12 protein-coding genes, 5 tRNA genes and 1 riboswitch are annotated in these 13,731 nt (G+C 72.8%); of the genes, 4 read left to right on the top strand and 13 right to left on the bottom strand.

What is annotated here, in order from left to right; genetic code table 11:
• Positions 1–146, bottom strand: a riboswitch (cyclic di-AMP (ydaO/yuaA leader).
• Between the two features lie 201 nt (positions 147–347).
• The 7 genes from ACIP84_RS13880 to ACIP84_RS13850 form a co-directional block, all read right to left on the bottom strand.
• Positions 348–1,595, bottom strand: coding sequence for a PP2C family protein-serine/threonine phosphatase (locus tag ACIP84_RS13880; protein ID WP_401797961.1), 1,248 nt, complete (start codon positions 1,593–1,595; stop codon positions 348–350).
• Positions 1,596–1,725: 130 nt separating this feature from the next.
• Complete coding sequence (locus ACIP84_RS13875; RefSeq protein WP_401797960.1) at positions 1,726–2,949, bottom strand: MFS transporter; 1,224 nt, start codon at positions 2,947–2,949, stop codon at positions 1,726–1,728.
• A 28-nt stretch (positions 2,950–2,977) separates the two neighbouring features.
• Positions 2,978–4,018: a PLP-dependent cysteine synthase family protein gene (locus tag ACIP84_RS13870; RefSeq protein ID WP_401797959.1), complete on the bottom strand. Its 1,041-nt coding sequence runs from the start codon at positions 4,016–4,018 to the stop codon at positions 2,978–2,980.
• Between the two features lie 60 nt (positions 4,019–4,078).
• Positions 4,079–4,459, bottom strand: a complete 381-nt coding sequence (locus ACIP84_RS13865) for a hypothetical protein (protein WP_401797958.1) — start codon at positions 4,457–4,459, stop codon at positions 4,079–4,081.
• Positions 4,460–4,571: 112 nt separating this feature from the next.
• The gene (locus tag ACIP84_RS13860; protein ID WP_401797957.1) at positions 4,572–5,312 is read right to left on the bottom strand and encodes a MerR family transcriptional regulator; all 741 of its coding nucleotides are present in this window, start codon (positions 5,310–5,312) and stop codon (positions 4,572–4,574) included.
• A gap of 106 nt (positions 5,313–5,418) precedes the next feature.
• A tRNA-Met gene (locus ACIP84_RS13855) sits at positions 5,419–5,492 on the bottom strand.
• A 53-nt stretch (positions 5,493–5,545) separates the two neighbouring features.
• Positions 5,546–6,040 (bottom strand): rhodanese-like domain-containing protein, encoded by a 495-nt coding sequence (locus ACIP84_RS13850; RefSeq protein WP_401797956.1) that lies wholly within the window; start codon positions 6,038–6,040, stop codon positions 5,546–5,548.
• A gap of 200 nt (positions 6,041–6,240) precedes the next feature.
• On the opposite strand from ACIP84_RS13850, the gene sigJ reads away from it, so the two are divergent.
• On the top strand, positions 6,241–7,194 hold the full coding sequence (gene sigJ / locus ACIP84_RS13845; protein WP_355969142.1) for an RNA polymerase sigma factor SigJ: 954 nt from the start codon (positions 6,241–6,243) through the stop codon (positions 7,192–7,194).
• 9 nt (positions 7,195–7,203) lie between these two features.
• Here sigJ and ACIP84_RS13840 read toward each other — a convergent pair whose 3' ends face one another.
• The 6 genes from ACIP84_RS13840 to ACIP84_RS13815 all read right to left on the bottom strand — a co-directional run bounded on the left by ACIP84_RS13840 (position 7,204) and on the right by ACIP84_RS13815 (position 13,292).
• The gene (locus ACIP84_RS13840) at positions 7,204–7,803 is read right to left on the bottom strand and encodes a phosphatase PAP2 family protein (protein ID WP_355969139.1); all 600 of its coding nucleotides are present in this window, start codon (positions 7,801–7,803) and stop codon (positions 7,204–7,206) included.
• On the bottom strand, positions 7,800–9,194 hold the full coding sequence (locus tag ACIP84_RS13835; protein WP_401797987.1) for a diacylglycerol/lipid kinase family protein: 1,395 nt from the start codon (positions 9,192–9,194) through the stop codon (positions 7,800–7,802). Before ACIP84_RS13835 ends, ACIP84_RS13840 begins: the two co-directional genes overlap by 4 nt.
• A gap of 175 nt (positions 9,195–9,369) precedes the next feature.
• A tRNA-Lys gene (locus tag ACIP84_RS13830) sits at positions 9,370–9,442 on the bottom strand.
• 223 nt (positions 9,443–9,665) lie between these two features.
• A complete protein-coding gene (locus tag ACIP84_RS13825) occupies positions 9,666–11,918 on the bottom strand; it encodes a DEAD/DEAH box helicase (protein ID WP_401797955.1) in 2,253 nt (750 codons plus the stop codon).
• A gap of 197 nt (positions 11,919–12,115) precedes the next feature.
• Positions 12,116–12,829 carry a hypothetical protein gene (locus ACIP84_RS13820; protein ID WP_401797954.1) on the bottom strand — a complete coding sequence of 238 codons (714 nt, stop codon included), beginning with the start codon at positions 12,827–12,829 and terminating at the stop codon, positions 12,116–12,118.
• A gap of 112 nt (positions 12,830–12,941) precedes the next feature.
• Complete coding sequence (locus ACIP84_RS13815) at positions 12,942–13,292, bottom strand: metallopeptidase family protein (protein WP_187622110.1); 351 nt, start codon at positions 13,290–13,292, stop codon at positions 12,942–12,944.
• A 104-nt stretch (positions 13,293–13,396) separates the two neighbouring features.
• On the opposite strand from ACIP84_RS13815, the gene ACIP84_RS13810 reads away from it, so the two are divergent.
• From ACIP84_RS13810 to ACIP84_RS13800, 3 genes are all read left to right on the top strand, one after another.
• Positions 13,397–13,469, top strand: a tRNA-Glu gene (locus ACIP84_RS13810).
• 40 nt (positions 13,470–13,509) lie between these two features.
• A tRNA-Asp gene (locus ACIP84_RS13805) sits at positions 13,510–13,583 on the top strand.
• Between the two features lie 22 nt (positions 13,584–13,605).
• Positions 13,606–13,679: transfer RNA gene (locus ACIP84_RS13800), tRNA-Phe, on the top strand.
• Positions 13,680–13,731 lie beyond the last annotated feature (52 nt).

Below are 13,731 nucleotides of genomic sequence, written 5' to 3'. Positions count from 1 at the left end.
CCTTTCCTTCCTTCTCGCCTACCGGGTTAGCTGACGGGTTCGGAGCAGGAAGGTCTCCTACGGGCACGGTCGCACGAGTGCGAGGGCCCGATTCACCCCAAGTAGTGGTTCCCCGGTTCCTTTTCAGGATTCGGCGCGTGCGCACGGTGCCGCCTCTTGCGACGGCTGGGACGACCGCGCTGCGTTATCGAACGTTAATAGACACGGGGTGCCGATTCCAAGCTGTTCCTCTTGATCATTCATTGAATTGGGAGGGAATGGTCCGAGTTGACCCCCCTTCAGCAAGGAAGGCCCAAACCCTCGCGATCTGACGTTATGTCAATTGTTATCGCAGTGACACCTTGCGGCTACGGCCGGTGACCGGGCCCGCCGCCGGGGGATCCGGACCCGCCAGGGGATCCGGACCCGCCCGGCGGCACCACCGGCATCGTCCGGCGCCGCTCCGGCTGCCCCGTCGCCGGACGGCTCACCGCGAGCAGCGCCATGTCGTCGGTCGACCCGCCGCCCGTGTGCAGCCGTACGTCGTCCACGAGCGCGTCGAGCAGCTCCTCGGGCCCGGGGAAGATCCGCCCGGCGAGCCGTTCCCCCGGGTCGTAGAACACGCCCCCGGCGTTCCGCGCCTCCGAGAGGCCGTCGGTGTAGAGGAGCAGGGTCGCGCCCGGCGGGTACGGCCGCGCCTCGGCCCGGTCCGGCCACGCCGCCAGATCGCCCATGCCGAGCGGCAGCGCCGGCTCGCCTGGCTCCATCGTGTCCAGGCGCCCGTCCGCGTACAGCATCAGCGGAGGCGGGTGCCCGCGGTTGACGACCCGTACGAAACCGTCGAAGGTGCCGCTCCCGTCACCGCGCGGGATCTCGGCGAGCACGGCCGTGGTGAAGCCCTCGAAGGCGTCGAGCCCGTGCCGGCGGGTGCCTTCCCGGGCGAGGGCCCGCTCCAGCCGCTGCGCCACGCCTTCCAGGGTCCGCTCCTGCTCGGCCGCCTCCCGGAACGCCCCGATGACGACGGCGACGGCCTCGACCGCGTCCATGCCCTTGCCCCGGACGTCGCCGACCACGAGCCGTACCCCGTAGGGCGTGTCCTGGACGGCGAACAGGTCGCCGCCGATGAACGCGTCCGCCTGCGCCGCCTCGTACCGCGCCGCGCACTGCAGCCCCCCGATCCGCTCGGCGGGCGTCGGCAGCACCGCCTTCTGCGCGGTCTCCGCGATCACCCGCGCCGAGGCGAGCCGCTCGCCGCTGCGGAGGACGACCCGGTTGATGAGCATGGCGAGCGCGGAGACCGTGAGCACGGTCAGGACCTCGGTGAGCGAGGGGATCTCGGTCGCGGTGTCGTTGTAGACGTGCAGCCCGACGGAGGCGAGGACGGCCGCGATCCCGGTGAGCAGCGTCGTGAGGGTGGAGAAGAACGGCGCCGCGATCAGCGGGGCCGCCGAGAACATCGGCGCCGCGCTGTACTTCGGCGGCGTCAGGACGTCGAAGAAGACCCCGCCCACGATGATCAGCGGCGGGAGCGCCCGGATGAACCTCCGGGCGCTCCCGTACGGGCGGCGGCCCTCGCCGCCCCGCCGCCCGCCGATCACTCCTGGGGGGTGCCCCACCTGTGCTCTCCTGCCCGGTCCGTACCCGGCCGCGGCCCGTACCGCGCCCTCCCAGGGTGGCCGCCACCGCCCGGGGCGGCGACTCCCACGGGGCCGACTGGCGTACGGCCCGGGAGTGACCCGCCCCCGCTCAGTCCGCCGGTGCCGCTCCCTCCGCCAGCCGCCCGCCCCTCGCCAGGAGGGCCATCGCCGCAGCGCACCCCCACCCCACCGCGCACAGCGCGAGCCACGGCGCCGCCGACCACCCGGTCACGTCGAGCAGCGCGCCCGTCCCCAGGTTCCCCAGGGTGATCCCGATCCCGCACACCGTGTTGTAGAGCCCGTAGTGGGTGGCCACCCAGCGCCCCCGGGACAGGGCGACGACGGTGTCCATCTCGTACGGGTAGAGCACCGCGTTCGCGACGGCCAGGACGGCCGCGCACAGCAGCAGCCCCACCAGGCCCCGGCCGAGGGCCGCCGGGAGCAGGAACGCCCCGCCCATCAGGGCGAGCCCGAGGACCAGACAACGCTCCCGGCTCAGCCGCCGCCCGCACCAGGCGGTGATCCGCAGCTGCCCGGCGAGCGCGACCAGCGCGGAGACGACGAAGAGCGCCGTCGTGGGCCCCGCGCCGCCGGCGGCGAGCGGCAGCGCCAGATAGACCTGGAAGGACAGCACGTAGGAGCCGGTCATCGCGAGCGAGAAGAGCCAGAAGGTGCGGTGGGAGAGCACCGTGCGGAACTGCCCGCGCCCCTCCCCGTCCCGCTCCCGCCGCTCCCCCCGGGCGGGCATGTACCGGAGCTGTACGAGGGTCAGCCCGGCGAACAGCAGCGCCGCCACCCCGCACGTGAGCCGGAACGACACCCCCGTCAGGGCCACCCCCACGAGCGGCCCGAGCAGGATGCCCGCCTGGTAGTGGACGTTGAACAGCGCGAAGGCCTCGACCCGGCGCTCCTCCCCCGCCTCCGCCGCGAGGCAGGCCCGTACGGCGGGGTTGAACAGCGCCCCCGCGAGCCCGGTCGCGAGCGAGGCGGCGATCAGCATCGGGAGCGACTGCGCGAACGCGAGCGCCCCGAAGCCCGCCGTCCGCAGGGCGCAGCCCGCCACGATGAGCGGCTTGAAGCCGAGCCGGTCGGCGAGCGCCCCGCCGACGAGGAACATGCCCTGCTGGGAGAGGTTCCGGGCGCCGAGCACGAGCCCGACCGCCCAGGCCGCCATGCCGAGCCCGTCCGCGAGGTGCGCGGCCAGGTACGGCATGAGCATGTAGAAGCCGAGGTTGATGGTGAGCTGGTTGAGGAAGAGGAGCCGGACGGCCGGGTCGAAGGTGCGGCTCTGTTTCCAGACCCCGCCCTTGGGCGGCGTTGCCGTGGTGGTCATCGCGCCGCCCCCGTCCGCGCCGTCGTGGTCAACGCGCCGCCCCCGTCCGGTCCATGACCCTGCGGGTCCAGCCGCTGACCGTGTCCGCGGAGACGTACCCGGCGGGGTCCTCCCGCACGGGCCCGTCGAGGAGGCCGTGGGCCGCGCAGAACTCGTCGTTGAAGACGGTGTCGAAGTACCGCTGCGGCCCGTCGGGGAAGACGGCCGCGATCCGCGTCCCGCGCGGCCGGGTGCGGGCCAGCCAGCCGGCGACCAGCGCGACCGCGCCGACGCTCCAGCCGCCCGTGGCGAACTGGCGCGAGGCCAGGCGGCGGGCTGCCCGTACCGCCTCGGCGGGGCCCACCCAGTGGATCTCGTCGAAGGCGCCGTGGTCCACGTTGCCCGGGTGGATGGAGGAGCCGAGGCCGCGCATCAGCCGCTCCCCGGCCGGCAGGCCGAAGACGGTGGAGCCGACGGAGTCCACGCCGACGAGTTCGAGCGCGGGGCTGCTGGTGGCGCGCAGGGCCCGGGAGATCCCGGCCGAGTGGCCGCCGGTGCCGACCGCGCAGACGAGGACGTCGATCCGGTCGAGCTGCCCGGATAGCTCGGCGGCGAGCCCCGCGTACGCGTCGGGGTTGTCGGGGTTGCCGTACTGGTCGGGCCACCAGGCCCCGTCGAGGCTCACGAGCAGCTCGGCGACCCGGTCCATCCGGGCCTGTTGCCAGCCGCCCAGGGGGCTCGGCTCCCGTACGACGTGGACCCGGGCGCCGTGGGCGACGAGCATCCGCTCGACGATCGGTTCGAGGCCGGGGTCGGTGACGACGTGCACCGGATGGCCGTGGAGGACCCCGGCGAGGGCGAGGCCGAGGCCGAGGGTCCCGGAGGTCGACTCGACGATCGGGGCGCCGGGCCGCAGCTCCCCGCGCCGGCGGGCCTGTTCGACCATGTAGAGGGCGGCGCGGTCCTTGATGCCGCCGAAGTTGAATCCTTCGAGCTTGGCCCAGTAGCCGTCGTCCGTGCGGAGGACGGGGGTGTTGCCGACGGTCTGCTCGGCGACGGGCGGCAGGCTGCCGGACAGCAGGTTGTTCATGGGGGCGTCCTTGGGGTGAGTACGCGGAAGGGGCCTGGTCACGCGAGGGCGAGACCCGGCTCAGTTCCGGTCCACTCCGAGGGCGATCAGCAGCCGGCCCGGCTCGGGGCCGGGTCCCGCCCCGCCCCGGACGCAGCGCGCGCGGGGGCCGGTGCGGAGGTCGGCCGCGTACGGCAGGAGCACGGCTCCGCCGGCGTCCGGCGCGGCGAGGGGCGCGGCGGCGGTCTGCGCGGGGAGGTGGATGTCGAAGGACCATCCCTCTCCGGAGCGCTCGCAGCCGTGCGGCGGCGCGGGGGCCGAGACGGCGGCCGCGGAGCCCGAGGGCGGCAGCAGGTGCCCGTGGGAGCCGTGGCAGACGCTGGCGAGGAGGGCGAGGAGCGCGAGCAGGACGAGGACGGCGGGCGCCCGCCGGCGTACGTCACTCACTCGCTCGTCACTCATGGTGCGGGTGACACTACGGTGAGGCAGGGTGCGTGCACAAAGGGACAGGCACGGTTCTGGCCACCGTTCACCTCCGGCATCCGGAGGCGTTCGGACAGCCCGGCCGGAAGGACTACAGGTTCCGCTCCGCGTAGATCTCCATCGCGTCCCGGACGAGGACCGCCGTGCCCTCACCGTGCTTGTCGTAGTGCGCGGTGAAGCGCGGGTCGTCGACGTACATGCGGCCGAGACCGATCACGTACTCCTTGCTCGGCGTCGTGGTGGTGGACAGCCACGCGACCTGGCGTCGCGCGATCTCCTGCACCGCGTCGCCGCCGGCGGCGAGCCCGTCCTTGAGCGCCTGCGCGAAGTCGCGGGCGATGCCGGCCTGCTCGTCCATGAACGCCTTCTTCTGCGCGTCGGTGAGCGAGCGCCACCACCGGTCGCTGTTCTCGTACGCGTGGCGGCCCCAGCGCTCGGTCACCTCCCGCTCGTACACCGTGTGGTCGAAACCGTCGAACACTTCGTCGGCCATGAGTTCTTCTCCGTTCTCGGTCTTGTGGAGAGTGGTCCGCACCGAGGCGATCTGCCGGCCGATGCGTTCGCGCTCCTGCTCCAGGAGCGCGAGATGGGTGCGCAGGGCGGCGGACGTGTCCCGCTGCCCCGCGAGGACCTCGGCGATCGCGGGCAACGAGAGCCCCAGCTCGCGCAGCAGCAGAATCCGCTGCAGGCGCACGAGCGCCGCCTGGTCGTAGTACCGGTAACCGTTCGCGCCGATCCGGCTCGGCTCCAGCAGCCCGCGGTCCCCGTAGTGCCGGAGGGTGCGACTGGTGGTGCCTGCCTTCTTGGCGATCTCTTGGATCGACCACTCCATACCGAGAACGCTAGATCTTGACGCTGCGTAAAGGTCAAGCACCGACGTCAGGAAACGACGAAGGCCCGGATCCAGTGACTGGATCCGGGCCTTCGTTGCTACTGAGTAGCGGGGACAGGATTTGAACCTGCGACCTCTGGGTTATGAGCCCAGCGAGCTACCGAGCTGCTCCACCCCGCGTCGGTAAACATGACTGTACGGCATGACCGGGGCGATCCGGAAATCGGTTTCCGTCAGCAGCCGCAGTCGTCCGAGTCCACCGGCGCCGTGAGCGGGTCCGCGCTCTTCTCCGCGGGCCCCTCCCAGGTCTCGTACGCGAAGCCCTCGCGGACCCAGTACTCGAAGCCGCCGAGCATCTCCTTCACCTGGAACCCCAGCTCCGCGAGGGCCAGCGCGGCGCGCGTGGCGCCGTTGCAGCCGGGGCCCCAGCAGTACGTGACGACCGGCACGGACGGGTCGAGCAGCCGCTCGGCCTGCTCGGGGATGAGCGCGGTCGGCAGGTGGACGGCGCCGGGGACGTGCCCCTGGTCCCAGGAGGCGGTCGAGCGCGAGTCGATCACCACGAAGCCCGGGTCGGTGCCGTCGGCGGCCGCGGCGGCCAGCGTGGAGGCCACGTCGGAGACATCGGCGTGGAAGGCGAGGCTCGCGGAGAAGTACGCGGCAGCGGCGGCGGGAGCGGCCGGCGGGGTGCGGAGTACGGCGTTGACCTGCGAAGTTGTCGTCGTCATGGGAATCAATCTACGGATGATGATCACCGCGCTGAAGGGACGATCCCCGGCGCTCCGAGCCATCGACCGGGGAATCCCGGGCGTTCTCCGTCAGGCGGCGTGGATCTCACGCACCGGAACCCTCGGGACCGCTGATGCCCCGTTCAGAAGGGGCGTGACAAGAGGCGTCACATCGACGAGGTTTGATCCGTCATGACGACATGACGGGACGCGAACGGGGAGATCGACGAGTGGACCAGATCCGCGACAACCACACCGACGGCAAGGACCTGCTGGCCCGCCGCTTCGAGGCCGACCGGGGGCATCTGCGGGCGGTGGCGTACCGGATGCTCGGCTCGCTCAGCGAGGCCGAGGACGCCGTCCAGGAGGCCTGGTTCAAGCTCAACCGCAGTGACGTCAGCGCCGTGGAGAACCTGAGCGGCTGGCTGACCACGGTCGTCGGCCGCGTCTGCCTCGACATGCTGCGCTCGCGCGGCTCGCGCCGCGAGGACCCGCTGGAGTACTACGTCCCCGACCCGGTCGTCCGGGTCGCCGACACCACCGACCCGGAGCACGCGGCCGAGGTCACCGAATCCGTCGGCCTCGCTCTCCTCGTCGTCCTGGAGACCCTGGGCCCGGCCGAGCGGCTCGCGTTCGTCCTGCACGACATGTTCGCCGTCTCCTTCGACGAGATCGCGCAGATCGTGGACCGCACCCCGGCCGCCACCCGCCAGCTCGCCAGCCGCGCCCGCCGCCGCGTGCAGGACGCCACCCCCGCCCCGGGACCCGACGCGCGCCGGCAGCGGGAGATCGCCGACGCCTTCCTCGCCGCCTCGCAAGGCGGCGACTTCGAGGGCCTGCTCGCCGTCCTCGACCCGGACGTGGTGCTGCGCGCGGACGGCGGCCGGACGCTCGCGGCCGTCTCCAAGCTCGTACGGGGCGCCGAGGCGGTCATCTCGCAGGCCCTCATGTACGCCAGGTTCCGGCAGGCCGCGCTGCCCGTCGTGGTCAACGGCGCGCCCGCGTTCGTCGCGGTCGCCGACGGCCGCCCGACCGTCCTCATGTCGTTCACGATCGCCGGGGACAGGATCGTCGAGCTGCAGATCCTGGCGGACCCGGAGCGTCTCGCCGCGATCGACCTCTCTGAGGAGGACCTGGCCCGCGCGACGTACTGAGACGCCGCGTCACTTCCCCCTGGCGGCCGTCAAGGAGGCCACGGCCGCCAGGGAGACGGCGGCGCTCGCGACGCCGAGGACGGCGCCCGCGGCGACGTCACCCGGGTAGTGCACCCCGGTGTGGACACGGGAGTAGCCCACCGCCATCGCCAGGACCTGCAGGGGCACCGCGACCGGCGGGAAGACGACCCCCGCGGCGGTCGCGAAGGCCACCGCCGACGCGGTGTGCCCGGAGGGGAACGACGCCGAGTCCGGCATCGGCACATGGCGGCCCACCACGACCCGGGCCGCCTCACGGTCCGGTCGCGGCCTGCGGACGAGACGCTTGCCCAGCAGGTTGGCGGTGGCCGAGGCGACGGCCACCGCCCCGACGCCGGCCAGGGCGGCGCGCCGCGGCCGGCCGGGGACCAGGGCGAGCCCGGCCGCCACGGTGAACGAGATCTTGGAGTGGTTCGCCGCCCTCGACAGCCTGCGGAGGCCCGTGTCGAGCGTGGGCGTGGGGGTGGCGGCCACGGCGGCGTAGACGGCCCCGTCGATCGCGCGGAGGTCCCTGAAGACAGCCCGGACGGGGTTCGTGGCGGGGGTGGGAGGGGGAGTGGTGCCGGTCATGAGCCGCTGCTCCTCGGAGGGGTCTGGAAGGCGATTTCGGTGATGCGCCGCCAGTCGAGGCGCGGCTGGGGCTCGATGACGCCGGGCCGGTGGCGCGGCACGAGCACCCGCAGGGCGCGGGGGCGCAGGGTGCAGACGACGGGGGTGGGGAGGGTCAGCGCCTCACCGTCGACGGCGACGGCGATGGTGCCGGGGGTGCCGGGGGCCCGGGCCGGCGCGGGGACGAAGGCCGAGGGGGGCGCGGGGACGGGGGCCGCGGCCTTCCCCGTCACCTCGACCCGAGCGGCCGTCAGGACGTTCAGCCCGGTCGAGTTGGTGCCCAGTACGGCCATCTCGGCGGCCTGCGCGGCCCCGTCGACCCGGATGGCGATCACCCCGAGCTCGCCGCCGTCCAGGCGCGGTCTCCTGGCGGCGGCGGCGCCGAACGGATCGGGCGCGGCGTACGCGTTGTTGCTGACGAGGAGGGCCTGCTGGGCGGGGAGCGGGTGACCGTCGGCGGTCGCGTCGAGACGGTCGCCGCCACCGCCCTGGAGCAGGTCGGGGAGGACGTCGACGGCGGTGCCGGCCTTCGCGTCGCGGTACTCGGGGAGCTGGACGACATCGGCGTACACCCCGAAGGAGACGGTGTTGACGAACGCCCGCCCGGACACCGAGCCGAGGTCGACCCGGAGTTCCTCGCCGTCGACGAGGGCCTCCAGGCAGGTCGCCGGGTCGGCGCGGTCGAGCCCCAGGTCGAGGGCGAAGTGGTTGCGGGTTCCGGCGGAGATGACGAGGAAGGGCAGGTCGTGCTCGGCGGCGACGGCGGCGACCAGCGCCTGGGTGCCGTCCCCGCCGGCCACTCCGAGCAGGTCGGCGCCGTCGGCGACGGCCTCCCTGGCGAGCGCGGCGACATCGGTCTCGACGGACGGATCGATGAGGACGACCCGCGCGCCCAGCTTCTCGGCCTTCTCGACGAGCCCGAAGCGGGCGACCTTCCCGCCCCCGGACTTCGGGTTCATGATCAGTACGGGGCGCTTCGGCCGGGGCCGCCGCTTCGGCCGCGGACGGACCGGCGTGCCCTTCGTGTCCCGGATGAGGCGCAGGGCGGCCCGAGCGCAGCCCAGCGCCACGCTCCACGACGCGAGGGCCCCGAGCCCGGTCAGCCAGGGGCCCCAGGCGACGTACAGGACGAGGACGGCGAGCGGCGCGGCGACGGCCAGCAGGGCGCCTGCCGCCCGCAGCGGCCCGCGGTGGGCGAGGAACCACCAGATGCCCACGGCCGAACAGACGAGCCCGACGAGCGCGCCCAGGAGGACCAGCAGACCGGCGCCGCCGAGCCCCGTCAGCAGCAGCAGGACCGCCGCCGCGGCGGCGCCGAGCGCCCACCGCGCCAGCGTCCTGGCCCGGCCCATCGGATCACCCGATCCGTTCACCGTCACGGTCCCCACCTCCACGCTCAGCGTCCACGAACCAGATTCACCCACGGTGCCTCACACCGCGTCCCGGATACGGAAGCGCCCCGACCGGTCGAAACCGGTCGGGGCGCTTCTCGGCAACTCGGAGACCGAAGCCCCCGCCTGCCACACGTAGGCCGTGTGGGACTCGAACCCACAACCAACGGATTAAAAGTCCGCTGCTCTGCCAATTGAGCTAACGGCCCGTGGACAAGCACACCCGTGCAGCATAGCCCGAGAGATCCCCCGAACCGATCGGGTATACGCCGACGGCCCGGGCCCCGTTCCCCGGACGGCGCGTTCGACGGGCTCCGAAGCGGCCCCCGGGCGCTGCGTTCCGGTCGGGAGAAGGACCGGTTCACCAACGCGCAGGGCCCGTACGGCACCGAAGTGCTGTACGGGCCCTGCGTGTTGTCAGGTCAGCCGACCTCAGCCGTTGCGCTTCCAGCGCGGCTTGTCGTCGCGGCGGCCGAAGGAGCCACCGGTCGAGCCGGTCGAACCGGTGCCGCGGTGGTCGTCACGGCGGCCGTACGGGCGGTCGCCGCCACCCGCGCGGAAGCCGCCGGCGGGGCGGTCGTCGCGACGGTCGCGGTTGAACGGACGGTCGCTGCCACGGTGGCCGCCGGCCGGACGGTCGTTGTCACGACGCTCGAAAGAACGGCCGCCGCGGTCGTCACGGTTGAAGCCACCCGAGGGACGGTCGTCACGACGGAAACCACCGGCCGGACGGTCGTTGTCACGACGCTCGAAAGAACGGCCGCCGCGGTCGTCACGGTTGAAGCCACCCGAGGGGCGGTCGTCACGACGGAAGCCACCGGACGGACGGTCGTTGTCACGACGGAAGCCACCACGGTCGCCACCACGGTCGTCGCGGTTGAAGCCACCCGACGGACGGTCGTCACGACGGAAGCCACCGGACGGACGGTCGTTGTCGCGACGGAAACCGCCACGGTCGCCACCACGGTCACCGCCGCGGAAGCCGCCGCGGTCGCCACCACGGTCACCGCGGTCGTCGCGGTTGAAGCCGCCGCGGTCACGACGCTCGTAGTTGCCCCGCTCGTCGCGGGCCGGGCGCTCCTCGCGGCGCTGCTCCTCGGCACGGGCGGCACGCTCGGCCTCGACGGCGGCGGCCGCGACCTCGGCCTCGGCGGCCTCGGTCACCTCGGCGACGGCGGCCTCGGGGTCCTCGCCGCGCTCACGGGCGGCGCGGGCCACCAGGCGGTCGGCCTCCTCGCGGAGCTCGACGGCGCGGCGCTGCAGGCGCTCCAGCTGCTTGGTCAGGTCGACGACCTCGCGCTCGGCCTGCTTGGCCGAGTTGTTCGCCGAGTCGGCCTGGACCTCGGTCAGCGAACGGGCGCCGGTGATCTCGGCGACCTCGGGGTCGAACGCGCCGGCACCACCGACGATGTGGCGCGAGGCGTCGACGCCCGCGTCCTCCATCAGACGGAAGATCTGGCGGCGCTGGTGCGGCAGGGCCAGGGAGACCACGACACCGGAGCGGCCGGCACGGGCGGTACGGCCCGAGCGGTGCAGGTAGTCCTTGTGGTCGCCGGCCGGGTCCACGTTGAGGACCAGGTCGATGCCGTCGACGTGGATGCCTCGGGCGGCGACGTCGGTCGCGACGAGCGCGTTGACGTAGCCCTTCTTGAAGTCCTCCAGGACGCGGGTACGGGCGCCCTGCGTCATGCCGCCGTGCAGCGCGTCGGCCTTCACACCGGCGTCGCACAGCTGCTCCGCGATGCGGTCGGCGCCCAGCTGGGTGCGGACGAAGATGATCGTGCGGCCCTTGCGGGCGGCGATGGCGGCGGTGACCGGCGCCTTGTCCTTCGGCTTCACGACGAGGACGTGGTGGGTCATGGTCGTGACGTTGCCCTGCGCGCTGTCGACCTCGTGCGTGACGGGGTCGGTCAGGTAGCGCTTGACCAGGGTGCCGATCTCGTTCTCCATGGTGGCGGAGAAGAGCATGCGCTGGCCGCCGCCGGGGATCTGGTCGAGCAGTTCGGTGACCTCGGGCAGGAAGCCCAGGTCGGCCATCTGGTCGGCCTCGTCGAGGACCGCGATCTTGACCTGCTCCAGGGAGCAGGCGCCGCGGTTGATGATGTCGCGCAGTCGGCCCGGGGTGGCGACGAGGACGTCGACGCCGCGCTCCAGGGCGTAGATCTGGTTGCCCATCGACGTACCGCCGCAGACGACCTTCATCTTGAGGCCGAGCACGTCGCCGTACGGCTGGAGGGCGTCCGCGACCTGCATCGCGAGCTCACGCGTCGGCGTGAGGATGATGCCGCGGGGCTTCTTCTTCTCGGTGTGACCGTCGGCGAGGCCGGCGAGCAGCGGCAGACCGAAGGAGAGGGTCTTGCCCGAGCCGGTGCGGCCACGGCCCAGGATGTCCTTGCCGGCCAGGGCGTCCGGGATGGTCGCCGCCTGGATCGGGAAGGGGGTGGTGACGCCGTTCTGCGCGAGCTTGCGCACCACGCCGTCCGGCAGACCGAGGTCGCCGAAGGTGATGGTGGGCTCGGCGGGCTCCTCGACGGAGTCGTCGTCGGAGTCGATGTCGATGTCGAGGGCCTCTACGGCCTCGGCGAGGTCGTCGGTGTCGATCTCGAGGATCGCGACAGCCTCGGCGGCGTCGACGATCTCGTCGTTCTCGGGCATGACGGCGTGATCAGAACTGAAAATGGACATGCGAAATGCGAAACCTTCCGGAGTCTCGGCACGCGCCCGTCAACTCCGTGATTTCGCAAACGACCGCCTCAATGCGGTCAGCCACGGCTAGGGAGAGTACGCGCCACACGGCGCTCTTCTGTGTCGGCGCCGGGCAATGGGATCAAACGATCTACCACCATACGCACCCTCCCCCACCTATGGCAAATCGGACTCCCTCACACCGGTCCGACCTGCGGAGACGCCACCGGCTCCGGGGGTGCTCCCGGTCCGTCCGCCGCACGCAGCGCACCCATCTGGGTGTCGGCTCCGGGTGTCGGGGGGTCGGTCGGATGGGAGGTCGGTTCCGGGGTCGGCTCGGGAGTCGGCTCCGCGGTCGGTTCGGGCGTCGGTTCGGGTGTCGGCTCCGCGGTCGGTTCCGGGGTGGGCGTGCCCCCGCCGCCCGGACCGCCGGCGCCGCCGCCGTTCGCCGCGCCGCCGTTGCCGCCGCCCGCGCTCCCGCCACCACCGCTACCGCTGCCGCCGCCCCCCGCGGCACCGCCCGAGCCGCCGCCCGGGCCGTCCTGACCCCCCGTCGGCTGCGGCTTCGACGGGCCGCCGGCGCCACCCGGACCCTCCACCGGCAGCACCGTGCCCGGGGAGGGCTTCGCCGTGCCCGAGGGGGAGCCGCTCGGCACCGGGGACCCCGTACCGGAACCGGCCACGTCGGGGCCGCCGGCGTCCGGCCGGCCGTTCCACGAACCGGCGTCACCGCCGGGCTCCCCGGCCGCACCGCCGCCGGACTCGGTCGCCACGCCCCGCTTCCCGCCGGACGCGCCGGGCGCCGGCTTCGCCCCCTCGTCACTCACACTCATACAGCCGCTCAGACCGGCACAGGCCGCGACGGCCAGCGCGGCGGCGGCCCAGCTGACACGGGTGGGCAAATGGCGCACGGGGGCACCTCCAGGACACGACAGGCAGGAACGGAACGCGTTGCCCTGCCCAACTCCCCCGGCGCCACAAGGGACACGCCCGAAAGGTCCCGGGCGTGCGCCCGGGGTCCGCTCAGCCGTAGCCCAGGGCGTGCAGCCGCTCGTCGTCGATGCCGAAGTGGTGGGCGATCTCGTGCACCACCGTGATCTCGGTCTCCGCGACCACGTCCTCGCGCGACTCGCACATCCGCAGCGTCGGCCCCCGGTAGATCGTGATCCGGTCCGGCAGCACACCGGCGTACCACTCACCACGCTCGGTCAGCGGCGTCCCCTCGTAGAGCCCGAGCAGGTCGGGATCGTCCGGGGCGGGCTCGTCCTCCACGAACACCGCGACGTTGTCCATCAGCCGCGTCAGCTCCGGCGGGATCCGGTCCAAGGCCTCGGCGACCAGCTCTTCGAACTCCTCGCGCGTCATCTCCAGCACGCGCCCATTGTCCCCCCGCCGGAAACCGTTTTGGCGATAGCGCCCGGCATCCCATATGCTTCTCACGTCCCCGACGCACTGAGAAGTGCGCAGGTGAGCCTCTAGCCCTCATCGTCTAGTGGCCCAGGACGCCGCCCTTTCAAGGCGGTAGCACGGGTTCGAATCCCGTTGGGGGCACGCAGTACCGTGTGCGAGACTAGTGATCGCGCACAAGCTTGGCTCTGTGGAGCAGTTGGTTAGCTCGCCACCCTGTCAAGGTGGAGGTCGCGGGTTCAAGTCCCGTCAGAGTCGCTGAAGCTGGAGACGGCTTCGTGGCTGGGTAGCTCAGTTGGTACGAGCGATCGCCTGAAAAGCGATAGGTCGCCGGTTCGACCCCGGCCCCAGCCACAAACAGAAGGCCCCGTTCGAAAGAACGGGGCCTTCGTCGTTCCCAGAACCG

Origin of the sequence: Streptomyces sp. NPDC088707, from assembly GCF_044752725.1 — a bacterium.
Lineage (GTDB): Bacteria > Actinomycetota > Actinomycetes > Streptomycetales > Streptomycetaceae > Streptomyces.
This window is presented reverse-complemented; position numbering and strand designations above follow the sequence as displayed.

Coding starts and splice junctions, on each gene's coding strand:
- ACIP84_RS13875 (WP_401797960.1), bottom strand. CDS start 2,949: ATGACCACCACGGCAACGCCGCCCAAGGGCGGGGTCTGGAAACAGAGC.
- ACIP84_RS13870 (WP_401797959.1), bottom strand. CDS start 4,018: ATGAACAACCTGCTGTCCGGCAGCCTGCCGCCCGTCGCCGAGCAGACC.
- ACIP84_RS13865 (WP_401797958.1), bottom strand. CDS start 4,459: ATGAGTGACGAGCGAGTGAGTGACGTACGCCGGCGGGCGCCCGCCGTC.
- ACIP84_RS13860 (WP_401797957.1), bottom strand. CDS start 5,312: ATGGAGTGGTCGATCCAAGAGATCGCCAAGAAGGCAGGCACCACCAGT.
- ACIP84_RS13850 (WP_401797956.1), bottom strand. CDS start 6,040: ATGACGACGACAACTTCGCAGGTCAACGCCGTACTCCGCACCCCGCCG.
- sigJ (WP_355969142.1), top strand. CDS start 6,241: ATGACGGGACGCGAACGGGGAGATCGACGAGTGGACCAGATCCGCGAC.
- ACIP84_RS13840 (WP_355969139.1), bottom strand. CDS start 7,803: ATGACCGGCACCACTCCCCCTCCCACCCCCGCCACGAACCCCGTCCGG.
- ACIP84_RS13835 (WP_401797987.1), bottom strand. CDS start 9,194: ATGGGCCGGGCCAGGACGCTGGCGCGGTGGGCGCTCGGCGCCGCCGCG.
- ACIP84_RS13825 (WP_401797955.1), bottom strand. CDS start 11,918: ATGTCCATTTTCAGTTCTGATCACGCCGTCATGCCCGAGAACGACGAG.